Origin of the sequence: Burkholderia cenocepacia, assembly GCF_014211915.1 — a bacterium.
Classification (GTDB): domain Bacteria; phylum Pseudomonadota; class Gammaproteobacteria; order Burkholderiales; family Burkholderiaceae; genus Burkholderia; species Burkholderia orbicola.
Genome location: NZ_CP060039.1, coordinates 2404483 through 2425527, shown reverse-complemented (window position 1 = coordinate 2425527; position 21045 = coordinate 2404483). Strand labels below are relative to the sequence as shown.

23 protein-coding genes and 1 riboswitch are annotated in these 21045 nt (G+C 70.3%); of the genes, 9 read left to right on the top strand and 14 right to left on the bottom strand.

Annotated features, from left to right (window positions below):
- Nucleotides 1–25: 25 nt before the first annotated feature.
- Together merP and merT are read right to left on the bottom strand one after the other, a co-directional pair.
- A complete protein-coding gene (gene merP, locus SY91_RS11550) occupies nt 26–301 on the bottom strand; it encodes a mercury resistance system periplasmic binding protein MerP (RefSeq protein ID WP_003131987.1) in 276 nt (91 codons plus the stop codon).
- Nucleotides 302–313: 12 nt separating this feature from the next.
- On the bottom strand, nt 314–664 hold the full coding sequence (gene merT / locus SY91_RS11545) for a mercuric ion transporter MerT (protein ID WP_003131974.1): 351 nt from the start codon (nt 662–664) through the stop codon (nt 314–316).
- A gap of 71 nt (nt 665–735) precedes the next feature.
- Between merT and SY91_RS11540 the strand changes: the two genes are divergently transcribed.
- Nucleotides 736–1170, top strand: coding sequence for a mercury resistance transcriptional regulator MerR (locus SY91_RS11540; RefSeq protein ID WP_003131969.1), 435 nt, complete (start codon nt 736–738; stop codon nt 1168–1170).
- An 88-nt stretch (nt 1171–1258) separates the two neighbouring features.
- A complete protein-coding gene (locus SY91_RS11535) occupies nt 1259–2437 on the top strand; it encodes an MFS transporter (protein ID WP_043888678.1) in 1179 nt (392 codons plus the stop codon).
- A gap of 115 nt (nt 2438–2552) precedes the next feature.
- On the opposite strand, the gene cobM is transcribed toward SY91_RS11535, so the two are convergent.
- From cobM to SY91_RS11515, 4 genes are read right to left on the bottom strand one after another with little or no spacing between them, the layout of a single operon-like run.
- On the bottom strand, nt 2553–3281 hold the full coding sequence (gene cobM / locus SY91_RS11530) for a precorrin-4 C(11)-methyltransferase (RefSeq protein ID WP_023478073.1): 729 nt from the start codon (nt 3279–3281) through the stop codon (nt 2553–2555).
- Between the two features lie 42 nt (nt 3282–3323).
- Nucleotides 3324–4055 carry a cobalt-precorrin-6A reductase gene (locus SY91_RS11525; protein WP_023478072.1) on the bottom strand — a complete coding sequence of 244 codons (732 nt, stop codon included), beginning with the start codon at nt 4053–4055 and terminating at the stop codon, nt 3324–3326.
- The gene (locus SY91_RS11520; protein WP_023478071.1) at nt 4052–5140 is read right to left on the bottom strand and encodes a cobalt-precorrin-5B (C(1))-methyltransferase; all 1089 of its coding nucleotides are present in this window, start codon (nt 5138–5140) and stop codon (nt 4052–4054) included. The genes SY91_RS11525 and SY91_RS11520 overlap by 4 nt, the downstream gene beginning before the upstream one ends.
- Entirely contained in the window at nt 5140–6402 is a 1263-nt protein-coding gene (locus tag SY91_RS11515) for a bifunctional cobalt-precorrin-7 (C(5))-methyltransferase/cobalt-precorrin-6B (C(15))-methyltransferase (protein WP_043888679.1), read from the bottom strand. The genes SY91_RS11520 and SY91_RS11515 overlap by 1 nt, the downstream gene beginning before the upstream one ends.
- Before the next feature lie 213 nt (nt 6403–6615).
- A riboswitch (cobalamin riboswitch) is annotated at nt 6616–6806 on the top strand.
- A 69-nt stretch (nt 6807–6875) separates the two neighbouring features.
- On the opposite strand from SY91_RS11515, the gene cobG reads away from it, so the two are divergent.
- The 5 genes from cobG to SY91_RS11490 all read left to right on the top strand — a co-directional run bounded on the left by cobG (nt 6876) and on the right by SY91_RS11490 (nt 13042).
- Complete coding sequence (gene cobG / locus SY91_RS11510) at nt 6876–8276, top strand: precorrin-3B synthase (RefSeq protein ID WP_185920921.1); 1401 nt, start codon at nt 6876–6878, stop codon at nt 8274–8276.
- Nucleotides 8269–8895, top strand: a complete 627-nt coding sequence (locus tag SY91_RS11505; RefSeq protein ID WP_011545408.1) for a precorrin-8X methylmutase — start codon at nt 8269–8271, stop codon at nt 8893–8895. The genes cobG and SY91_RS11505 overlap by 8 nt, the downstream gene beginning before the upstream one ends.
- Nucleotides 8892–9626, top strand: coding sequence for a precorrin-2 C(20)-methyltransferase (locus SY91_RS11500; protein WP_006476017.1), 735 nt, complete (start codon nt 8892–8894; stop codon nt 9624–9626). Before SY91_RS11505 ends, SY91_RS11500 begins: the two co-directional genes overlap by 4 nt.
- Complete coding sequence (cobJ, locus tag SY91_RS11495) at nt 9623–11347, top strand: precorrin-3B C(17)-methyltransferase (RefSeq protein ID WP_105798377.1); 1725 nt, start codon at nt 9623–9625, stop codon at nt 11345–11347. The genes SY91_RS11500 and cobJ overlap by 4 nt, the downstream gene beginning before the upstream one ends.
- A gap of 339 nt (nt 11348–11686) precedes the next feature.
- Nucleotides 11687–13042, top strand: coding sequence for a chitinase (locus SY91_RS11490; RefSeq protein WP_185920920.1), 1356 nt, complete (start codon nt 11687–11689; stop codon nt 13040–13042).
- 101 nt (nt 13043–13143) lie between these two features.
- On the opposite strand, the gene SY91_RS11485 is transcribed toward SY91_RS11490, so the two are convergent.
- The 4 genes from SY91_RS11485 to SY91_RS11470 all read right to left on the bottom strand — a co-directional run bounded on the left by SY91_RS11485 (nt 13144) and on the right by SY91_RS11470 (nt 17751).
- The gene (locus tag SY91_RS11485; RefSeq protein WP_006476021.1) at nt 13144–13887 is read right to left on the bottom strand and encodes an IclR family transcriptional regulator; all 744 of its coding nucleotides are present in this window, start codon (nt 13885–13887) and stop codon (nt 13144–13146) included.
- Nucleotides 13888–13947: 60 nt separating this feature from the next.
- Entirely contained in the window at nt 13948–15114 is a 1167-nt protein-coding gene (locus SY91_RS11480) for an acyl-CoA dehydrogenase family protein (protein ID WP_027811168.1), read from the bottom strand.
- Between the two features lie 38 nt (nt 15115–15152).
- Entirely contained in the window at nt 15153–16454 is a 1302-nt protein-coding gene (locus SY91_RS11475; protein ID WP_006476023.1) for a CitMHS family transporter, read from the bottom strand.
- A gap of 133 nt (nt 16455–16587) precedes the next feature.
- Nucleotides 16588–17751, bottom strand: a complete 1164-nt coding sequence (locus SY91_RS11470; RefSeq protein WP_185920919.1) for a CaiB/BaiF CoA transferase family protein — start codon at nt 17749–17751, stop codon at nt 16588–16590.
- Between the two features lie 276 nt (nt 17752–18027).
- Between SY91_RS11470 and SY91_RS11465 the strand changes: the two genes are divergently transcribed.
- On the top strand, nt 18028–18288 hold the full coding sequence (locus SY91_RS11465; RefSeq protein ID WP_105797788.1) for a hypothetical protein: 261 nt from the start codon (nt 18028–18030) through the stop codon (nt 18286–18288).
- 152 nt (nt 18289–18440) lie between these two features.
- On the top strand, nt 18441–18863 hold the full coding sequence (locus tag SY91_RS11460; RefSeq protein WP_185920918.1) for an NUDIX hydrolase: 423 nt from the start codon (nt 18441–18443) through the stop codon (nt 18861–18863).
- Nucleotides 18864–18896: 33 nt separating this feature from the next.
- On the opposite strand, the gene SY91_RS11455 is transcribed toward SY91_RS11460, so the two are convergent.
- From SY91_RS11455 to SY91_RS11440, 4 genes are all read right to left on the bottom strand, one after another.
- Nucleotides 18897–19223 carry a low molecular weight protein tyrosine phosphatase family protein gene (locus SY91_RS11455; RefSeq protein WP_124478102.1) on the bottom strand — a complete coding sequence of 109 codons (327 nt, stop codon included), beginning with the start codon at nt 19221–19223 and terminating at the stop codon, nt 18897–18899.
- A gap of 24 nt (nt 19224–19247) precedes the next feature.
- Nucleotides 19248–19880, bottom strand: coding sequence for a DUF1993 family protein (locus tag SY91_RS11450; protein WP_006476027.1), 633 nt, complete (start codon nt 19878–19880; stop codon nt 19248–19250).
- 25 nt (nt 19881–19905) lie between these two features.
- On the bottom strand, nt 19906–20358 hold the full coding sequence (locus tag SY91_RS11445) for a YaiI/YqxD family protein (protein WP_124478103.1): 453 nt from the start codon (nt 20356–20358) through the stop codon (nt 19906–19908).
- A gap of 61 nt (nt 20359–20419) precedes the next feature.
- Nucleotides 20420–21028: a VWA domain-containing protein gene (locus SY91_RS11440; RefSeq protein ID WP_185920917.1), complete on the bottom strand. Its 609-nt coding sequence runs from the start codon at nt 21026–21028 to the stop codon at nt 20420–20422.
- Nucleotides 21029–21045 lie beyond the last annotated feature (17 nt).

Here is a 21045-nt window from a genome sequence, read left to right as displayed (position 1 = left end):
GTGCTGCGGTGCCGTTTTCAGTGACTCACTGCTTGACGCTGGACGGATAGCCCGCGTCTGCGGTTGCCTTGGTCAGCTTCTGCACGCTGGTCTTGGCATCGTCGAAGGTGACGACCGCTTGGCGTGTCTCGAAAGTCACGTCAACTTTGCTGACGCCTTCGACCTTGGAAATCGCCTTCTTGACAGTGATCGGGCAGGCGGAGCAGGTCATGCCCGGTACGGACAGCGTGACGGTCTGGGTGGCGGCCCAGACGGGGGCAACAACGGCGGCGAGGGCGAGGGAGGCAAACAGTTTCTTCATGGTGAACTCCGATCAGTAGAAAAATGGCATGACGTAGGGAAATCCGAGCGCGACCAGAACCAGCGCGGCCACGATCCAGAAAATGAGCTTGTAAGTAGCTCGCACTTGGGGAATCGCGCAGACCTCACCCGGTTTGCAGGCCGCTGCCTGCCGGTAGATGCGCCGCCAGGCGAAGAACAACGCCACCAGCGCCACGCCGATAAAGATGGGGCGATAGGGTTCCAACACCGCCAAGTTGCCGATCCAAGCGCCGCTGAACCCCAAGGCGATCAGAACCAACGGCCCGAGGCAGCAAGCCGAGGCGAGGATGGCGGCAAGCCCTCCAGTGAAGAGCGCGCCGCGCCCGGTTTTTGGTTCAGACATGCGCTTGTCCTTTCGAATTGAAATTGGATAGCGTAACCTTACTTCCGTACTCATGTACGGAGTCAAGCGATATGGAAAACAATTTGGAGAACCTGACCATTGGCGTTTTCGCCAAGGCGGCCGGGGTCAATGTGGAGACCATCCGTTTCTATCAGCGCAAGGGCTTGTTGCTGGAGCCTGACAAGCCCTATGGCAGCATCCGCCGCTATGGCGAGGCGGATGTAACGCGGGTGCGCTTCGTGAAATCAGCCCAGCGGCTGGGCTTCAGCCTGGATGAGATCGCCGAGCTGCTGCGGCTGGAGGATGGCACCCATTGCGAGGAAGCCAGCAGTCTGGCCGAGCACAAGCTCAAGGACGTGCGCGAGAAAATGGCTGACCTGGCGCGCATGGAGGCCGTGCTGTCTGAGTTGGTGTGCGCCTGCCATGCGCGAAGGGGGAACGTTTCCTGCCCGCTGATCGCGTCACTACAGGGTGGAGCAAGCTTGGCAGGTTCGGCTATGCCTTAGCGTGCTTTATTTTCCGTTTTCTGAGACGACCCCTGAAAAACGCGCGGCGCCTCGCTGGCAGCCGCGCACCGATATCGAGGGCCTTGCGATGAATCGCTTCACTTCCCCCGGATGGCGGCTCGCCGCGATCGTGCTGGTCGGGCTGAACCTGCGGCCGGCGCTTGCCGCGGTCGGCCCGCTGCTCGACATGATCCAGCGCGCGACGGATATCGGCGACGGCGCGGCCAGCCTGCTGACGACGATCCCGATCCTGCTGATGGGGCTCGGTGCGCTGAGCGCACGGCGCCTGCAGCGCATCACCGGGATCGCGGGCGGCGTATGGCTCGGCGTCGCGTTGATCGGGCTGGCCTGCGCATCGCGCGCCGGTGCGCAGCACGCATGGCTGCTGCTCGCGAGCGCGTGCTGCGCGGGTGTCGGGATCGCGATGGTGCAGGCGCTGTTGCCCGGCTTCGTTAAGGCGCATTTCGCGACGCGCATCGGCGGCGCGATGGGCGTCTATTCGACGTCGATCATGGGCGGCGCGGTACTCGCGAGCGTCATCGCGCCATTCGCCGCGGCGCGCTGGGGCTGGCTCGCCGCGCTCGCCGGCTGGGCGCTGCCGGCGGCGCTCGCCGCATTGGCGTGGCCGCTGGCCAGCCGTGGGAGCGACGCGCTTTCCGCCGGGCCGGTGTCGGTATCGAATGCACGGCCGTCGCGTTCGCCGCGCGCCTGGCGACTCGCGCTGTTCTTTGGCATCGCGACGGGCGCCTACACGCTCGTGCTCGCATGGCTGCCGCCGTACTACATGCGGCTCGGCTGGTCGCCGACCGCGGCGGGCAGCCTGCTCGGCGGCGTGACGCTCGCGGAAGTCGTCGCGGGGCTGACGATCTCCGCGACGATCGATCGCCTCCCCGATCGCCGGCCCGCGCTGCACGCGGCGATCGCGTCGCTATGCGTCGGGTTGCTGGTGATGCTGGCCGCGCCCGACGCGCTCGCGCTGCCGGCCGCGCTGCTGCTCGGCGCGGGAATCGGCGCGCTGTTTCCGCTGTCGCTGATCGTCACGGTCGACCATGCGGCCACGCCGGCCGATGCTGCGTCGTTGACGGGGTTCGTGCAGGGTGTCGGTTATTTGATCGCCGGGCTATTCCCGTTCGCGGCCGGCATCGTGCGCCAGCAACTCGCGGACCTGACGCCCGCGTGGATCGCGATGGCGTGCCTCTGTGTCGTGCTGTTCGCGCTCGCGGCCGGGCTTGCGCCGAAGCTGGCGCGGCACGTCGCGCAGGCCTGAGCGACGCCGCGGGCCAGCGGCCCGGGCGCCTGCCTGCCCGGTGTCGTCCCGGCGTGCTCGCACCAGCAATATCCTCGCGGCCCGTCCAGATACTCGGCTCCACGGCGCGATGCGTTCAGCCTGCGCTCGCGTACAGCGTCGAATCCGCGAACCCTTCGGCGTCGAGCACGCGCCCGATCAGGATCAACGCGGTGCGCTCGATCTGCGTGCCCTGCACCTTGCCGACGATGTCGGCCAGCGTGCCCGTCACGCGTTCCTCGTCGGGCCAGCTTGCGCGATAGATCACCGCCACCGGGCAATCGGCGCCGTAATGCGGCAGCACTTCGTCGACGATACGCGCGAGATGGCGCACGCCGAGATGGATCGCGAGCGTCGCACGATGCGCGGCGAGCGCGCCGAGCGCTTCGCCTTCCGGCATCGTCGTCTTGCCCGCGAAACGCGTGAGGATCACCGTCTGCGCGACGCCCGGCAGCGTGAGCTCGACGCCGAGCGTGGCCGCGCATGCGGCCGTGGCCGTCACGCCCGGCACGATTTCGTACGGAATCCCAAGTGCTTTCAGGCGGCGGATCTGCTCGCCGATCGCACCATACAGCGACGGGTCGCCCGAATGTACGCGCGCGACGTCCCGACCTTTCGCGTGTGCGGCCGCGAGCAGCGCGACGATCGCGTCGAGATCGAGTTCGGCCGTGTTGACGACCTGCTCCGCGCGATGACCGTCGAGCACGGCGGCCGGCACGAGCGAACCCGCATACAGGATCACCGGGCATGTGCGCACGAGGCGCTGGCCTTTCACCGTGATCAGCTCCGGGTCGCCTGGGCCCGCGCCGATGAAATACACCGTCATCGAAATTTCTCCGTCAATTCGTTGGGTGGCCGCTGCGTCGCGTCAGGCGCGCGCGGCCGGACCGAGTGCGTCGATGAGTGCCGTGACCGAGTCGAACGCGCGGTCGGCATCGGGCAGCGGCGGCCGGCGCAGCATCACGACCGGCAGTCTGCGTTCGCGCGCGACGTCGAGCTTAGCCTCGGTGGCCGCGCCGCCGCTGTTCTTGCTGACGACGACGTCGATGCCCGCCAGCGCGAACAGCGCGCGCTCGCCTTCGGGCGTGAATGGCCCGCGCGCGGCGACGACCTGCGCACGGGCGTTGCCGGGATGCGCATCGAGGCAGCGCACGAGCCAGAACTGGTGCGGCGGAATCGTGTCGAGATGCGCGAGCGGTTCGCGGCCGAGCGTGAACAGCGGGCGCCTGAACGGCGCGAGCGCGGCCTCGATGCCTGCCCAATCGTCGACCATGCGCCAGTCGTCGCCGGGTTGAGGCGTCCACGGTGCGCGGCGCAGCGCCCATAAAGGCACGCCCGTGTCGCGCGTCGCCGCCGCGGCGTTCGCGCTGATTCGCGCGGCATACGGATGGGTTGCGTCGATCACGAGGCCGATGCCCGCGTCGCGCAGATACGCGGTAAGCCCGGCTGCGCCGCCGAAACCGCCGACGCGCACGTCGCAGCGCAGATCGTCGGGCGTCTTGCCGAGTCCGGCGAGACTGTAGACATGATGCGGGCCGAGCGCGCGCGCGATTTTCAGCGCATCGCCGGTGCCGCCGAGCAGCAGGATGCGCGGGCTCATCGCGCCGCCCCGACGAAGCGGCCCTGCCGGTCGATCGCGAACATCTCGACCGCGACCGACGGCGGCACGATGTCGCGCGCCACCCGCAGCGCATGCGCGCAGACGAGATCGCCGAGCGGCACGCCGTCGGCCTGCGCCAGTTTCAACGCTTCCTGGCTCGTGTTGGCCGCGCGCATCGCGGCCTGCAGCGCCTCGTTCGCGCCGGCTTCGGCCGCCCACTGCGCGAGCAGCGGCAGGTCGATGCTCGAATGGCGGCTGTGCAGGTCGAGATGGCCGGCCGCGAGTTTGCTCAGCTTGCCGAAGCCGCCGCACATCGACAGGCGCGCGACGGGCGCGCGCCGCAGGTGCTTGAGCACCGCGCCCGCGAAATCGCCCATCTCGATCAGCGCCATGTCGGGCAGGTGGTAGTGCGCGCGCATCGCGTCCTCGCTGGCGTTGCCCGTGCAGGCGGCGATATGCGCGATGCCATTCGCCCGTGCGACGTCGATGCCCTGGTGAATCGACGCGATATAGGCCGAACACGAGAACGGCCGCACGATGCCGGTCGTGCCGAGGATCGACAGCCCGCCGACGATGCCCAGGCGCGGGTTCATCGTCTTCAGCGCGAGCATCTCGCCGCCTTCGACGCCGATCGTCACGTCGAAGCCACCCGCGTAGCCGTGCTCGGCCGCAAGCGCCTCCAGATGCGAGGTCATCATCTGGCGCGGCACCGGATTGATCGCCGGTTCGCCGACCGGCAACGTCAGCCCCGCGCGCGTGACCGTGCCGACGCCCGGCCCGGCATGAAAGCGCACGCCGGGCGCCGCCGCGAGCGCGACGCGCGCGAAGATCAGCGCGCCATGCGTGACGTCCGGATCGTCGCCGGCATCCTTGATCGTGCCGGCTTCGGCGCCGTCGGCCGTCGCGCGGCAGAATTCGAGCCGCATCATCACGCGCTGCCCCTTCGGCAGCACGATCTCGACCGCGTCGTCCGCGTGACCCACGAGCAGCAGCCGCGCGGCCGCGAGCGACGTCGCGGTCGCGCAGCTGCCGGTCGTGTAGCCGAAGCGCAGCGGCGCGGGTTGTTCGGGGGTTTCGTCGCGCATCACGCGTCCGTTGCGTTCGACGAATTCGACGAGTCGGCCGTGTCGGTCGCGTCTGCCGTGTCGGGCTTGCGCACGTCGTACAGCGTGACCGGCAACGGCTGTCGCCACGTGTCGAAGCGGCCGAGCGGTTCGGCATGCGCGAACGACACGCGCGTGAGCGTGCCGCGATGCGCGTCGCGCCACGCGGCGAGCGCCATCTCGCCCTGCAGCGTAACCGCGTTGGCGACCAGCCGGCCGCCGGGTTTCAACGACGCCCAGCACGCGTCGAGCACGCCGGGCGCCGTCGCGCCGCCGCCGATGAAGATCGCGTCGGGCGCGGCGAGCCCCGCGAGCGCATCGGGCGCACGGCCCGCGACGAGTTGCAGGCCCGGCACGCCGAGCGTATCGCGGTTGTGTTCGATGAAGCGCTGCCGCTCCGCATGCGCTTCGATCGCGATGGCCTGGCAGGATGGATGCGCGCGCATCCATTCGATGCCGATCGAGCCGCTGCCCGCGCCGACGTCCCACAGCAGTTCGCCGGGCGCGGGCGCGAGACGCCCGAGCGTCATCGCGCGCAGGTCGCGCTTGGTGAGCTGGCCGTCGTGGCGGTACGCATCGTCGGGCAGGCCGGGCGTGAGCGCGCGGCGCGGTGCGTCGGGGCCCGCCCGGCAATCGAGCGCGACGAGGTTGAGCGCGGCGGTTTCGTCGACGTGCCAGTCTTGCGCGAGGCCATCGATCCGTCGCTCGAGCGGGCCGCCGAGGTGTTCGAACACGCTGACGCGCGTCGGCCCGAAGCCGCGGGCGGCGAGTTCGGCCGCGACGGCGGCCGGCGTGCGGCCGTCGGCGCTCAGCACGAACAGGCGCCGGCCCGGCAGCAGATGGCGGGCCAGCGTCGCGAGCGGACGCCCGACGAGCGAAACCGCGCCGACGTCCTGCAGCGCCCAGCCGAGACGCGCCGCGGCGAGCGACAGCGACGACGGCGCGGGCAGTACGCGCCATTCGTCGGGAGAAAGCTGGCGGGCGAGCGTCGCGCCGACGCCGAACAGCATCGGGTCGCCACTCGCGAGCACGCACACGGGCGCGCCGCGGCGGGCGAGCAGCCCCGACAGGTCGAACGGCGACGGCCATGCTTCGCGCGTCGCCCGCAACCGCGCGGGCAGCATGTCGAGATGCCGGGTCGCGCCGACCACGTGCGTCGCGTCGAGCAGCGCGCGCCGCGCGTGGCGTCCGAGCCCTGCGTAACCGTCGTCGCCGATGCCCACTACCGTCAGCCACGCCGTCATGCACCCTTCCCCATCGTTCGATTCCATCGTGTCGCCGCGCGGCCGCGAAAGCGCCGGTGCAGCCGTCCGCATTGCGAAAAACGGCATGGTACCGTGTTCCACCCGGTGTTTCACCTGCCGGCCCGCCCGCACCCGATCGTTGCCCGACCGCTGCCCGCTTCGCCTGCCGCGAACGGCCGACCGGTCGCGAATCGCGGCCGAAATCGGGTATCCTACGGCCGTTCGTTCGCCGGTGCCCTTCGGGGCCGAAGAGGGAACACAGGGCGCCCCCGCGCCGCTGTGGCTGCCCCCGCAACTGTAGACAGCGAGCCGAGCTCCCCCTCATGCCACTGGTTTCACCGGGAAGGCCGGGAGCCGGCGCCGACCTGTCAGCCAGGAGACCTGCCGGCCAGAAAGTGCGTGCGTGCCAGTCGGCGTCGGGCGGGGTGTACCGATGCGTTGGCCGCGGCGCCACACACTGTCCCGGTATCCCGTTGAATTCCGCCCCCGCTTCGATTCCTGCGTCGCCCGTCGTGCGCCCGTCGGCCTGCCCGGGGCTCGTGCGCGTGGTCGCGGCCGCCGACGGCAGGCTGTGCCGGATCAAGCTGCCGGGCGGCCGGCTCGACGCGCGCCAGGCGCACGCGATCGCCGCCGCCGCGCGCCGGTACGGGTCCGGCGCGATCGATGCGACCAATCGCGCGAATCTCCAGTTGCGCGGCATTCGCGACGACGCGGCCGATGCGCTCGCGCACGCGTTGCTCGACGCGGGGCTCGGCCCGCGCGCAAGCGCCGACAATGCCGCCTTCGATGCGGCCGCGCTCGCGGCGAGCGACGACGTGCGCAACGTGCTGCTCAGCCCGCTCGCCGGGCACGACCCGGGCGCGCTCGTCGATAGCCACGCACTCGCCGTGCCGCTGCTCGACATGCTGGCGAGCGAGCCGCGTCGCGGCGAACTGTCGCCGAAATTCTCGATCCAGCTCGACGGCGGCGAAGCAGTCGCGGCGCTCGATCATCCGCACGACATCTGGCTGGCCGCATGGCGCCGTGGCGACGGCGCGGTACGTCTCGCGGCGGGGCTGGCCGGCTGTCCGCCGGTTGCGTGCGGCGACCGGCCCGCTGCGGTCGACGTGTCGCCGGAACAGGGCCCCGCACTGGTGCGCGCGCTGCTGCTCGCGTTCCTCGATCTCGCGCCGGCCGACGTCACGCGGATGCGCGCGTTGCTGGCGACGTGCGACGAACGCACGCTGCTCGCGCGCGCCGCGCACTACCTGCCCTTCCCGCTCGCGGCCGATCCGGCGCTTGCCGACTGGCGGCGCACGCGTACCGCCCCCGCCTTGCGTTTCGGCGCGGTTCCGTCGCGCGACGCGGCGCGCTGCAGCGTCGGCGCGCAATTCGCGCTCGGGCGGCTCGACGCGGCGCAACTGGAGCGGCTTGCCGCGCTGGCCGAGGCCGACGGCGACGGCACGCTGTCGATGACGCCGTGGCAAGGCGTGTTCATGCACGGCGTGCCGAACGAACGCGCGGCGGCGATGCGCGAAGCACTCGCGTCGCTCGGCCTCGTGTGCGCGGCGTCCGATCCGCTCGCGACACTCGTCGCCTGCACCGGCAGCGCCGGCTGCGCGAAAGCGCGCGCCGATACGAAACACGATGCGCTCGCGCTCGCCGCGCGCGTCGGCCATCCGCTCGACGTGCACCTGACCGGTTGCGAGCGCCACTGCGCGCTGCCGCATCCCGCCGCGCATACGCTCGTCGCGGTGGCGCCCGCGCACTACGACCTTTACCGGCGCGACGCGGCCGCGGGCCTCGGCGCCCCGCTCGCGCGCCATCTGACGATTGACCAGGCCGCGGTCCGACTCATGGACGCGCGGCACAGCCAGGACACCACCGATGCTTGACTACATTCGCGACGGGCAGGAAATCTACCGCCAGTCGTTCGCGACGATCCGCGCCGAGGCCGACCTGTCGCAGGTTCCGCCCGATCTCGAGAAACTCGCGGTGCGCGTGATCCACGCGTGCGGGATGGTCGACGTCGTGTACGACCTGCGCTTCTCGGCCGGCGCCGGCACGGCCGGCCGCACGGCGCTCGCGGCCGGCGCGCCGATCCTGTGCGACGCGAGGATGGTCGCCGAAGGCATCACGCGTGCGCGGCTGCCGGCGGCCAACCGCGTGATCTGCACGCTCGGCGAGCCGGAGGTGCCCGACCTCGCGCGCGACCTCGGCAACACGCGCTCGGCCGCCGCGCTCGAACTGTGGCGCCCGCATCTCGCGGGCAGCGTCGTCGTGATCGGCAATGCGCCGACCGCGCTGTTCCACCTGCTCGACATGATCGATGCGGGCGCGCCGCGGCCCGCGCTGATCCTCGGTTTCCCGGTCGGCTTCATCGGCGCGGCCGAATCGAAGGCGATGCTCGACGCCGACAGCCGCGGCGTGCCGTACGTCGCGCTGCTCGGCCGGCGCGGCGGCAGCGCGATGGCCGCCGCCGCGGTCAATGCGCTTGCAACGGAGGTCGAATGACGAGCGTGCGCGGACGGCTGTTCGGGGTCGGCGTCGGCCCCGGCGATCCCGAGCTGATGACGATCAAGGCGCTGCGCGTGCTGCAGGCGGCGCCCGTGGTCGCGTATTTCGTCGCGAAGGGCAAGAAAGGCAACGCGTACGGCATCGTCGAAGCGCACCTGCTCGACGGGCAGACGCAGCTGCCGCTGGTCTACCCGGTGACGACCGAGGCGCTGCCGCCGCCGCTCTGCTACGAGACGGTGATCGCCGATTTCTACGACACCGCGGCCGAGATCGTCGCGGCGCACCTCGATGCGGGCCGCGACGTCGCGGTGATCTGCGAAGGCGATCCGTTCTTCTACGGTTCGTACATGTACCTGCACGACCGCCTCGCACCGCGTTACGACACCGAGGTGATCCCCGGCGTATGCGCGATGCTCGGCGGCACGGCCGTGCTCGGCCAGCCGCTCGTCTATCGCAACCAAAGCCTGTCGGTGCTGTCGGGCGTGCTGCCCGAGCATGAACTGCGCGAGCGGCTCGCGCGGGCCGACGCGGCCGTCGTGATGAAGCTCGGCCGCAATTTCGACAAGGTGCGGCGCGTGCTCGACGAACTCGGGCTCGCGAAGCGCGCGCTGTACGTCGAGCGCGCGACGATGGCGAACCAGCGCATCGTGCCGCTCGACGAGGTCGATCCGATGGCGTCGCCGTATTTCTCGCTGCTCGTCGTGCCGGGGGAAAAATGGCAAGGATGACGACCCCGCCCGCGATCGTGATCCTCGGCGCGGGCGCGCTCGATACCGCGCGACGCATTCAGGCGCGTTACCCGGGCGCCCGTGTGCACGGTCTCGCGTCGCGCGTCGACGCCGACGTGCCGTTCGACGAACTCGGCGCGCACCTGCGCGAACTCTATGCGCGCGGCCTGCCGATCGTCGCGCTGTGCGCGGCCGGCATCGTGATCCGCTGCCTCGCGCCCGCGCTCGCCGACAAGGGCGTCGAGCCGCCGGTGCTCGCGGTCGCGGAGGACGGCTCGGCCGTCGTGCCGCTGCTCGGCGGGCTGACCGGCGTCAACGTGATCGCGCGCGAAATCGCCGAATGCGTCGGCGTCGCGCCGGCGATCACGACGAGCGGCGAACTGCGCTTCGGCGCGTGCGTGCTCAATCCGCCGGAAGGCTATGCGCTCGCCGATCTCGCGCAGGGCAAGCGCTTCGTGTCCGACCTGCTCGCGGGCGCGTCGACGCGCGTCGACGGCGCGGCGCCGTGGCTCGACGACGTCGCGCTGCCGCGTGATACCGCGGCTGCGCACGCGATTCGCGTGACGCCCGATGCGTGGCGCGGCGCGCGCGACGAGCTCGTGATTCATCCGCGCAGCGTGGTGGTCGGTGTTGCCGCGGATGCCGTGCATGCAGGCGAAGCGCTTGCCGCGCGCATCGAAGCCATGCTCGACGCACAGGGCCTCGCACGGCTGGCGCTCGCGGCCATCGTCGCGCCGGCGTCGGCGATCGGCGAACCCGCATTGGAAGAAGCGGCGAGCACGCTCGACGTGCCGCTGCGTTTCGTCGATGGCGATTTCGTCGATAGCGACCGCTCCGTGCCCGCCGACGCCGCCACGCTGCTCGGCCGTGCACTGCGCGTCACCCACACGATGCGCGCGGCATCGCACGGTCTCGCGTGCGCGGTCGCATCGCAGCCGGTCGACCCCGCCGCGCTCGGCCGCGCGCGCGGCCGCCTGACGGTGCTCGGTCTCGGCCCGGGCAGCGCCGCATGGCTCACGCCGGCCGCGCGCGCGGCGCTCGCGGACGCGACCGACATCCTCGGTTATACGACTTACGTGAACATGGCCGGCCCGTTTCGGGCGGACCAGCGCGTGCACGGCACCGACAATCGCGAGGAAATGCAGCGCGCGCGCCATGCGTTCGAACTGGCGGCCGAGGGCCGGCGCGTCGCGGTCGTATCGTCGGGCGACCCCGGCGTCTTCGCGATGGCCGCGGCCGTGCTCGAAGCGCTCGACGAGGCGCGCGACCCGCAATGGGCCGCGGTCGACCTGCGCGTGGAGCCCGGCATCTCGGCGTCGCTCGCCACGGCCGCGCAGGCCGGCGCGCCGCTCGGCCACGATTTCTGCGCAATCTCGCTGTCGGACAACCTGAAGCCGTGGGACGTGATCGAGACGCGCCTGCAACACGCGGCGCAAGCCGATCTCGTGATGGCGTTCTACAACCCGATTTCGCGCGCGCGGCCGTGGCAGCTCGACCGTGCGCTCGACATCGTGCGCGCGCATCGCGCGGCCGATACGGTGGTCGTGCTCGGCCGCGACATCGGCCGGCCGGGCGCGACGCTTTCGACGACGACCCTCGGCGCGCTGCGCGGCGACCAGGTCGACATGCGCACGATGGTGATCGTCGGCTCGTCGACGACGCGGCGTTTCGCGATCGGCAACGCACGCGAATGGGTCTATACGCCGCGCTGGTATCGCTGAACGCCGCGGCGCGCGTATCGAATTCGGCGGTGCTCACGTGAATGCGCGATGCGCGCGAGCCGTCAATCGGCGTGCCGGTGTATCACCGGCGCGTCGGAACCGGTCCATCCGCGCGCCATGGCGCGAGCAGCCGGAAAAAGTGCCCGCTCCGCGTTTCGCAACGCGACCGAATCGGCAAGATCGTTACGTATCGGGAATCGAATAACAAAAAGAAGTATCCCTAAATTCCCTATTCGACGCGAATACTCCAAGATAGGCACGCCGCCGACGGGACAGGTGCCTGCCCATCGGCGGCGATACGCAGGCCAGCGTATCCCTCTTCCACTTGGAGAACACAGAATGAACAACAATGTGTTGCCGCGTTTCGTTCCGCGTGCGTTTGCCGCGGGTTGTCTGCTCGCGATGGCGAGCGTGTCGCACGGTGCCGGCGTGTATGCACCCTATGTCGACGTGACGCTCTATCCGACACCGTTGGTCGACCAGATCGGCGTGCGCCAGGGCATCCAGCAGTTCACGCTCGCGTTCGTGGTCGCGGGCAACGGCTGCGTGCCGTCGTGGGGCGGCGTGCAGCCGATCGGCAACGGCGCGAGCGGCGGCCTGCTGACCGCACTGTCGACGTCGATCGCGAGCTACCGCGCGAAAGGCGGCGAAGTCGCCGTGTCGTTCGGCGGGGCGAACGGCACGCCGCTGATGCAGGCGTGCTCGACGGTTCCCGCGCTGAAGAGCGCATACCAGACGGTGATCGACACGTACGGCCTCACGCATATCGACTTCGACATCGAAGGCGCGTCGCAGCAGGACACGGCGGCGGTCGCGCGCAACTTCCAGGCGGTCGCGCAACTGCAGGCCGACTACGCGGCGAAAGGCAAGCCGCTGCACGTGACGCTGACGCTGCCGACGATGCCGACCGGGCTCACGCAGGACGGCGTGAACGTCGTCAACGCGGCCATCGCGAACAAGACCACGTTCGATGCGGTGAACGTGATGGCGATGGATTACGGCCCGGCGAACATCGACATGAGCGCCGCCGCGATCAGCGCCGCGCAGGCGCTCTACTCGCAGCTCGACACGGCGTTCAAGTCGGCTGGCCAGCCGAAGACCAACGCGCAGCTGTGGCAGATGGTCGGCGTCACGCCGATGATCGGCGTGAACGACGTGCAAGGCGAAACGTTCACGCTCGCGAATGCGCAGACCGTGCTGAACGCGGCAATTGCGAACGGCTACGGTTTCTTCGGCAACTGGTCGGTCGGCCGTGATCAGGCGTGCCCGTCCGGCGGCACGTATGCGTCGCCGACCTGCTCGGGCGTCGCGCAGCAGCCGTACGCGTTCGCGGCGATCTTCAAGAAGCTCGACGGCAAGTGGGGCGCGGGCGTCACGCAGGACCCGAACTACGGCGGCGGCTCGGACAGCGGCACGCCGCAGCCGGGCGCACCGTGGGCGGCCGGCCAGGTCTATACGGCCGGCGCGACGGTCACCTACCAGGGCACGACGTATCAGGCGCAGTGGTGGACGCAGGGCGACGTGCCCGGCCAGGCGGCCGTGTGGAAGCCGATCGGCGGCGGCACGCCCGCATGGTCGGCGACGACCGCCTACCAGGGCGGCACGTGCGTGACGTACCAGGGTGCGAAGTATTGCGCGAAATGGTGGACGCAGGGCGACAACCCGAGCGCGGGCGGCGTGTGGGTGAAGTCGTGACGTTGCGACGCGCTCGCGCGTGACGCGCGGCGGGCCGTTTCCGGCGTGGCAGGACCGAACGCCGGGTCGGCCCGCTGCCGACGCCGGCGCGCGCCGTTGCCCTACCCGCGCGCGTGCTCGGCCAGCAGCCGTGCCTTCGCGTCGACGAGCAGCGCCGCGTGCTTGTCGCGATGCTGGCGAATCCGCTCGGTCGGCCCGACGACCGACAGCCCGTACCAGTCGCCGTCGAGCGTCAGCGCCACCGCGAGCGCCGACAGCTCGGGCGCGCTCTCGCCGAAGTTCTCGGCCCAGCCGAGTTCGCGAAACCGCGCGGTCTGTGCGACGAGCGCCGCGAGGTCGGCCACCGTCGCATCGGTGAAGCGTTCGAACGACAGCTGCGCGCCGAGCGCCTGCTGCGCCTCGCTCGCGAGTTCCGCGAAGATCGCCTTGCCGATCGAGTTCGCGTGCAGCGGGCGCAGCTCGCCCGGCTGGCGCGTATAGCGGATCGCCTGCTCCGATTCGACGACGTCGAGATACGTGACCGACACACCCTGGATCTTGCCGAGCACGGCGGTTTCGCGGCTCGCGTCGCGCAGCGCGACGAGGTGCGGACGCACGATGTCGACGACCGGATCGGTCGCGTCGATCGCGGCGGCCACCGTCTGCAGGCGCCGCGTCGGGTAGTAGCCGCCGCGCTTACGCACTTCGTACAGGTAGCCGCGGCTCACGAGCGTGCGCGCCATCGCGAGGCAGCTCGACGCCGGCACGTCGAGCAGGCGCGCGAGTTCGGTGAGCGGCAGCGGCCGCCGTTCGGCGGCGAACAGCTCGAACAGGTCGAGCGTGCGGGCAACGAGTTTGACGTCCATGACGAGCGCTTGATTCGGAACGGGAAACCGCGCGCCGGGCGGGCCGCCGGGTCGCTACGGTCAGTACGACTTCGGCAGCCCGAGCACCTTCTCCGCGATGTAGCACAGGATCAGTTGCGGACTCACGGGCGCGAGCCTCGGAATCATACACTCGCGCAGATAGCGCTCGACATGATATTCCTTCGCGTACCCCATCCCGCCGTGCGTCGCGATCGCCGTCTGGCAGGCCTGGAACGCGGCTTCCGCGCCGAGGTATTTCGCCGCGTTCGCCTCCGCGCCGCACGATTGACCCGCGTCGTAGCGCGTCGCGGCCTTCATCACCATCAGCCACGCCGCCTCGAGCTGCATCCACGCCTGCGCGAGCGGATGCTGGATCGACTGGTTCTGCCCGATCGGCCGGCCGAACACCACGCGCTCGCACGCATACTGCGTCGCGCGGCGCAGCGCGGCCTGCCCGAGCCCGATCGCCTCCGCGGCGATCAGGATGCGTTCCGGGTTCAGCCCGTGCAGCAGATAGCGGAAGCCGTCGCCTTCGTTGCCGATCAGGTCGTCGCGCGACACGCGCAGGTTGTCGATGAACAGCATGTTCGAATCGACCGCCTTGCGGCCCATCTTCTCGATCTCGCGCACCTCGACGCGTGAACGGTCGAGGTCGGTATAGAACAGGCTCAGCCCGTCGGTCGGCTTCGCGACCTGGTCGAGCGGCGTCGTGCGCGCGATGATCAGCATCTTGTTCGCCACCTGCGCGGTCGAGATCCAGATCTTGCGCCCGCTCAGCACGTAGTGATCGCCGTCGCGGCGCGCCTGCGTGGTCAGGTGCGTGGTGTCGAGCCCGGCGTCGGGTTCCGTCACCGCGAAGCACGCCTTGTCGCGCCCGGCGATCAACGGCGGCAGGAAGCGCGCCTTCTGCGCGTCGTTGCCGAACACCTGCACCGGATTCAACCCGAAGATGTTCATGTGGACGGCCGACGCGCCGGACAAGCCGGCGCCCGACGCGCTGATCGTGCGCATCATCAGCGCCGCCTCGGTCATCCCGAGCCCGGCGCCGCCGTAGGCCGGGTCCATCGCGATGCCGAGCCAGCCGGCCTCGGCGAGCGCCGCGTGGAAGTCGGCCGGAAATCCGCCCGCGCGATCGCGTTCGAGCCAGTAGTCGTCGCCGAAGCGCTCGCAGATTTTCTCGATCGCACTTTCGATCGCGCGCTGGTCGTCGGTCAGGTCGAACTGCATGGACTGCTCTCCCGAAAAAGCGTGAACGGCCGCGCCGCTCACAATGGAAACACGCCCGTCGCGACCGCGGCGAAGACCATCAGCACGGTGGCGGCGAACAGGAACGGAATCGTGAACTTCTGGTGCTCGGCGAGCTCGACGCCGGTCAGCCCGACGATCAGGAACGTCGCGGGCGTGAGCGGGCTCACCGGAAAACCGGTCGTCATCTGGCCGAGCAGCGCGGCCTGCGCCATCTGGATCGGCGGCACGCCGAGCAGCTTGCCGCTCTCCGCGAGCACCGGCAGCACGCCGAAGTAGAACGAATCGGGATCGAACAGCAGGCTGAGCGGCATCGACAGCAGCCCGAGCACGAACGGCATGTGGCGCGCATGCTCGACGGGCACGTGCGCGACGACGACCTCGGCCATCGCCTTCAGCATCCCGGTGCCGGACATGATGCCGGTGAACGCGCCGGCCGCGAGCAGCACGCTCGCCATCATCAGCGCGGCCTTCGCATGCGCGTCGATCCGTTCGCGCTGCGCCTGCACGTCCGGGTAATTGATCACGAGCGCGGCGACCGTGCCGAGCATGAACATCACCATCGGGTCGACGATGCCGGACACCAGCGTGACGAGCACGACGAGCGTGAGCGCGACGTTGATCCCGAAGCGGCCCGGCCGGCGCAACGCGCGTTCGGCGTCGGTCAGCTCGCGCGGCGCGATCGCGAGCGCGGCCGCGCCGGCGCGGTCGAGCCCGAGCCGTTTCGCCTCGCGCACGCCAAGCACCCAGGCGGTGCCGAACACGAACGCGAGCCCGACGATCTGCACCGGAATCATCGGCGTGAAGATCGCCGAGCCGGGAATGTGCAGCGCCGCCGACGCGCGCAGCATCGGCCCGACCCATGGCAGGAAGTTGACGCCGGCCGCCATCGATGCGACGCACGCGAGAATGCGGCGATCCATCCCGAGTCGCGTATAGAGCGGCATCATCGCGGGCAGCGTGACGAGAAACGTGACGGCGCCCGAGCCGTCGAGATGGATCAGCAGCGCGAGCAGCGCCGAGCCCATCACGATGCGCGGCGGATGGCAGCCGATCACGCGCAGCACGCCGGCGATGATCGGGTCGAGCATCCCCGCGTCGGTGAGGATTCCGAAAAATAGAATCGCAAAAACGAACATCCCGGCGATCGGGCCGATGTTCTGTACGCCGTGCACGACGAACTTGCCGGTCTGCAGCCCGAAACCGGCCGCGAGCGACGCAGCGACCGGCACGACGATCAGCGCGACGAGTGGCGACAGCCGCTTCGTGATGATCAGGCCGAACAGCGCGACGATGGCGACCGCGCCGATCCATGCGAGCATGATGCGTCTCCTCTTCAGCCGGCGCGCATCGAGCGGCGTGTCGATGCGCGGGCCGGCGTGATGTCCGAATGATGGTGTGCGCGGCGCGTGGCCGGGCGCCGCAATGCGGCACGGTCGGCAGCCGCGATGCCGGTCAGGTCCGGCGGTTGTCGTTGTCGTCGTGGTCGTCCGCGAACACCTGCGCCGCATGTTCGTTCAGCGCGGGCGGTGGACGCCGGTACGTAGCCGGCGTGCGGCCGAGCTTGATCGGCGACGCGATGCCGCGATGCCGGCCCAGCTCGACCTTCATCCGCCGATGCGCGACATGCGGGTGGTCGAGCGCCGCATCGAGCGCGAGCACGGGCGCGCACGGCACGCCGCGGCGCATCAGTCGTTCGGCGAGCGTCGCGCCGTCGTGCGCGGCCAGCGCCGTTTCGAGCAGCGTGCGCAGCGCGGCGCGGTGCTGGCTGCGCGCGCGGTTGTCCGCGAAACGCGGATCGTCGAGCCAGTCGCGCGTGCCGAGCACGTCGCACAGCGCGGCGAACTGCCCGTTGTTGCCGACCGCCAGGAAGATGTCGACGCCCGCGGTCGGAAAGCTGTCGTACGGCGTGATGTTCGGATGCGCGTTGCCGGTGCGCACGGGCGCGTTGCCCGAATGGAAGAAGTTCGGCGTATGCGGATGCAGGATCGACAGCGCGCAGTCGAACAGCGTCGATTCGACGAACTGGCCGCGGCCGCTGGCGTCGCGTTCGCGCAGCGCCATCAGCACGCCGAGCGCCGCGTTCAACCCCGTGACGAGATCGACGATCGGCACGCCGACCCGCAGCGGCGCGCCACCGGCTTCGCCGTTGACGCTCATCAGCCCGGCGAGCGCTTGCACGGCCGCGTCGTAGCCCGGCAGCCCGCCGAGCGGGCCGTCCGCGCCGAAACCCGACACGCGGCAATAGACGAGGCGCGGAAACCGCGCATGCAGCGCGTCGAAGCCGAGCCCCCAGCGCTCCATCGTGCCGATCTTGAAGTTCTCGACGAGCGCGTCCGCGTGTTCGAGCAGCCCGAGCAGCCGCTCGCGATCGGCCGGCTGCGTCAGGTCGAGCGCGACGCCGAGCTTGTTGCGGTTCACGCCGAGGAAGTACGACGCGGTGTCGCCGTCGAATGGCGGGCCCCATGTGCGCGTCTCGTCGCCGGACGGCGGTTCGACCTTGATCACCTCCGCGCCGTGATCGGCGAGGATCTGGGTCGCGTACGGGCCGCCCAGCACCCGCGACAGATCGATGATGCGCAATCCCGCCAGCGCGCCCTGCTGCTCGTGTTCCGCCATGCGTCTCGCTCCTGGTTCCGGTTGATCGGACTGCCGGTTCCGGCGGCCCGGCGCTTGCACGCGGCTTCCCGGATTCGACGAATAATTCTTGTGTGTGAATTTATATTCACACCGAGGAATTGTGTTGTCAAGCCCGGACGGACCCGGCCGCCGCGCGGAGAACGTCGCCGCGCGCAAGCGGGGACGACATCGAACACGGGCCGGTTGCGGTCGCGCCCCGCCGTTCGCTAAGCTGGCGGCACGGTTCATCCCCATCAATGACAAGGCGAAATATTCATGAAACGGTTGTGGCTGGCGGCCTTCGTACTCGCATCGACGCTGGGCGTCGCGCACGCGCAAAACCAGACTTTCCACTTCGGTGAAGGACAAACCGGGGTATCGGGCGCGGCGCCGCACGCTGCCGCGCCCACCGCCCGGCCCGCGCCTGCACGCCGGCACGTCACCGCGCCGTCGCCGCATCACCGGCGTGCCGTTCACAAGCGTCGTCATTCGCGCCACGCGAAGCCGGCGCGCAGCGGAATCTATACGCACGCGTGAGCCGTCGTCCGTGGCACGACCGCGGTGCACGGAACTGTCACGAACGGCCGGTAACATCGGCGCGGCGGCCTGCATGCCGTCGCCGTCTGCTGCCGGCCCCCGCATGGCCGGCGCCGGTTTTTCTCCACGATTCAGCACCTGTTTTGCCGAACATGAGCACCGGGCCGGATACCCTCGCCGTCATCAAGGAACGCGCCACGATCGTGTGCCGCCAGCGCAGCAGCGTGCTGCTGGTCGCGCGCACCGCGGCGCGCTGGTCGCTGCCCGGCGGCACGATCCGGCGCGGCGAGACGCCGCTTGAGGCCGCGCAGCGGGAACTCGCGGAGGAAACGCAGCTGGAGGGGCTCGCGCTCGACTACGCGGTGCAGTTCGGCGGACTGACGAAGCTGCATCACGTGTTCGTGGCCGACGTGCCGGCGCACCTGACACCGCGTGCCAGCAACGAGATCGCCCGCTGCAAGTGGTTCACCGTCGACCGGCTCGACACGCTGCAGGCCAGCGTGCCGACGCGCAAGATCATCGAGCTCCTGCGGCTCGACTGTTTTTCTGCGTTCGCGAGCGGGCCGCTGCGCTGAGATCAATGTCGGCTCGGGCACCGATTGCGGCGATTACGCGCGCAGGAACGGGCCTGCCTTGCGTTCGAGCAGGGCGACGAGTTCGGGCTGCATGAATGCGTAGCGGTCGGGAATGTCGAGGCAGACGATCTTCCGGTGCTTCAGATGCGCGCCGAATTGCGCCGACAGCCTGGCCCGGTGCGCGCGCTCCATCACGAACACGATGTCCGCCCAGTCGAGTTGCTCGACGGAGAGCCGCACGTCCGCGTCGGGCGCGAGGCCCGCGGAGTCGGTTTGGATGCCGGGCCACGCGGCGAACACGGCTTCGGCCGTCGGGCTGCGCAGCCGGTTGCGGCTGCAGATGAACAGTGCGCGTGTCATGTCGCTGCGCGGCGCCCGAGGGGCTCAACCTTGCGGAATCGTGCCCGGCCGCACGTACGCGAGCATGTGCGGCACGTAATCGGCCTTGCCGAGTTCGACGCCGTGATGGCGCAGGATCGCGTACGCGGCGATCGCGTGGAAGTAGAACTGCGGCAGCGCCCAGTCGCGCGCATACTGTTCGCCCGTCATGTCGAACGCGATCCCGTTCGGCAGTTCGAGCGCGATCGGCAGCGCGGCGCCGCCGTCGAGCGCATCGGGGGCAAGTTCGCCGAGAAAGGCGAGCGTGCCGGCGATGATCGCTTGCGCATCGGCCGGCGAACCGGGTTGCGCATCCGCGTTCCAGCCCGCCTCGCGCAAGGCCAGCAACGCCGCCGGCAGCGGTTCGCCGCGCAGCCGGTAAACCGGCTCCATCGCCTGGAAACACGAGAAGCGAACCTGGGCGGAGAGCGGATACATGTCGGGGGCGAGCCTCAGCGTCATCGCCGCGTCGGGTTCGTCGCCCGCGGCCCGCCGATGGGCGACCGCCTTGTCGAGCCACGCGGACTGCGCGCGCAACATCTGGGTGTAGGTCGGAACGAGAAGTTGGGTGGGTGACACGCATGCGCTCCTGTGTTGGGGTTCTCGCCCCACGATAGCAGCGTCGGCGCGAACCTGCATCCTGGCCGGGCGCCGACGTGTGCCGTTACGGCTTGCCGTGCCGCGCCAGGAAGCGGTCTAGCTGCGACGCGAACGTCTTGCCGTCGCGCGCGCTGAACGGCGCCGGCCCGCCCGTATCGATGCCCGCGCTGCGCAACTGCTCCATCATCGCGCGCGTCGACAGGCGCTCCTCGATGTTCTCGCGGCTGAACCAGTTGCCGCGCGGGTCGAGCGCATGCGCGCCCTTGTCGAGCACGGCGGCGGCCAGCGGGATGTCGGCGGTGATCACGAGATCGCCGGGCTCCGCCAGCTCGACGATGCGCGCGTCGGCCACGTCGAAACCGGCCGGCACCTGCACGGCCTTGATGAACGGCGACGGCGGCGTGCGTAGAAACTGGTTCGCGACCAGCGTCACGCAGATCTCGGCACGACGCGCGGCGCGGAACAGCATGTCCTTGATGACGGCGGGACACGCGTCGGCATCGACCAGTACTTGCATGACGGGGGTTTCCAGTGAGCGGAAGCAGAAGCGGCGATCATAGCGCACCGCCGGCCGGCCATCAGCCGGCGAGATCGGTGCGAAGCGCGTCGGCCGTCATCCACTGCGCGCCCCACGCCGCGGCGAGCCGCGCGCCCTGCCCGATCCGCACGGCCGCGTCGTCGAAGTCGACGAACACGACGTGATCGGCCGCCGCCGGTCTGGCCGGCATCTCGCGCGTGCGCCCGTCGGACAGCACCCACAGCCAGCGCTGCTTGCCCGGCTCGCGGCGCGCAGCGCTGGCCAGCAAGCGTGCGGCGGCCGCGATGCCGTCCGCGAGCGGCGTGCCGCCGCCGCCGTCGACCGGTTCTAGCCAGCGCGCGTTCCACCAGCGCGGCACGGCGGGGCCGAAGCGCCGCGCGGCGCCTTGGCCGCCGAAGCAAATCAGCGCGGTTTCGACCCGCTCACGCGCGGCCTGATCGAAATACGCGACGATCAGCCCCTTCGCGAGCGCGAGCCGGTCGTGCGACAACATCGACGCCGAACAGTCGAGCACGAAGCAATGCAGCGCACGCGGCGTGCCCGCGCGTTTCCCGAAGCGCAGATGCCCGCGATGCAGCGGGCCGCCGCGTTTCGCGGCGAGCGTCGCCGGCCACGCGACGGCCGTGCCGGCGCGCACCGTGCCCTGCACGCGCGCGGCCGCGCCTG

Coding starts and splice junctions, on each gene's coding strand:
- merP (WP_003131987.1), bottom strand. CDS start 301: ATGAAGAAACTGTTTGCCTCCCTCGCCCTCGCCGCCGTTGTTGCCCCC.
- merT (WP_003131974.1), bottom strand. CDS start 664: ATGTCTGAACCAAAAACCGGGCGCGGCGCGCTCTTCACTGGAGGGCTT.
- SY91_RS11540 (WP_003131969.1), top strand. CDS start 736: ATGGAAAACAATTTGGAGAACCTGACCATTGGCGTTTTCGCCAAGGCG.
- SY91_RS11535 (WP_043888678.1), top strand. CDS start 1,259: ATGAATCGCTTCACTTCCCCCGGATGGCGGCTCGCCGCGATCGTGCTG.
- cobM (WP_023478073.1), bottom strand. CDS start 3,281: ATGACGGTGTATTTCATCGGCGCGGGCCCAGGCGACCCGGAGCTGATC.
- SY91_RS11525 (WP_023478072.1), bottom strand. CDS start 4,055: ATGAGCCCGCGCATCCTGCTGCTCGGCGGCACCGGCGATGCGCTGAAA.
- SY91_RS11520 (WP_023478071.1), bottom strand. CDS start 5,140: ATGCGCGACGAAACCCCCGAACAACCCGCGCCGCTGCGCTTCGGCTAC.
- SY91_RS11515 (WP_043888679.1), bottom strand. CDS start 6,402: ATGACGGCGTGGCTGACGGTAGTGGGCATCGGCGACGACGGTTACGCA.
- SY91_RS11505 (WP_011545408.1), top strand. CDS start 8,269: ATGCTTGACTACATTCGCGACGGGCAGGAAATCTACCGCCAGTCGTTC.
- SY91_RS11500 (WP_006476017.1), top strand. CDS start 8,892: ATGACGAGCGTGCGCGGACGGCTGTTCGGGGTCGGCGTCGGCCCCGGC.
- cobJ (WP_105798377.1), top strand. CDS start 9,623: ATGACGACCCCGCCCGCGATCGTGATCCTCGGCGCGGGCGCGCTCGAT.
- SY91_RS11490 (WP_185920920.1), top strand. CDS start 11,687: ATGAACAACAATGTGTTGCCGCGTTTCGTTCCGCGTGCGTTTGCCGCG.
- SY91_RS11485 (WP_006476021.1), bottom strand. CDS start 13,887: ATGGACGTCAAACTCGTTGCCCGCACGCTCGACCTGTTCGAGCTGTTC.
- SY91_RS11480 (WP_027811168.1), bottom strand. CDS start 15,114: ATGCAGTTCGACCTGACCGACGACCAGCGCGCGATCGAAAGTGCGATC.
- SY91_RS11475 (WP_006476023.1), bottom strand. CDS start 16,454: ATGCTCGCATGGATCGGCGCGGTCGCCATCGTCGCGCTGTTCGGCCTG.
- SY91_RS11470 (WP_185920919.1), bottom strand. CDS start 17,751: ATGGCGGAACACGAGCAGCAGGGCGCGCTGGCGGGATTGCGCATCATC.
- SY91_RS11465 (WP_105797788.1), top strand. CDS start 18,028: ATGAAACGGTTGTGGCTGGCGGCCTTCGTACTCGCATCGACGCTGGGC.
- SY91_RS11460 (WP_185920918.1), top strand. CDS start 18,441: ATGAGCACCGGGCCGGATACCCTCGCCGTCATCAAGGAACGCGCCACG.
- SY91_RS11455 (WP_124478102.1), bottom strand. CDS start 19,223: ATGACACGCGCACTGTTCATCTGCAGCCGCAACCGGCTGCGCAGCCCG.
- SY91_RS11450 (WP_006476027.1), bottom strand. CDS start 19,880: ATGCAGGTTCGCGCCGACGCTGCTATCGTGGGGCGAGAACCCCAACAC.
- SY91_RS11445 (WP_124478103.1), bottom strand. CDS start 20,358: ATGCAAGTACTGGTCGATGCCGACGCGTGTCCCGCCGTCATCAAGGAC.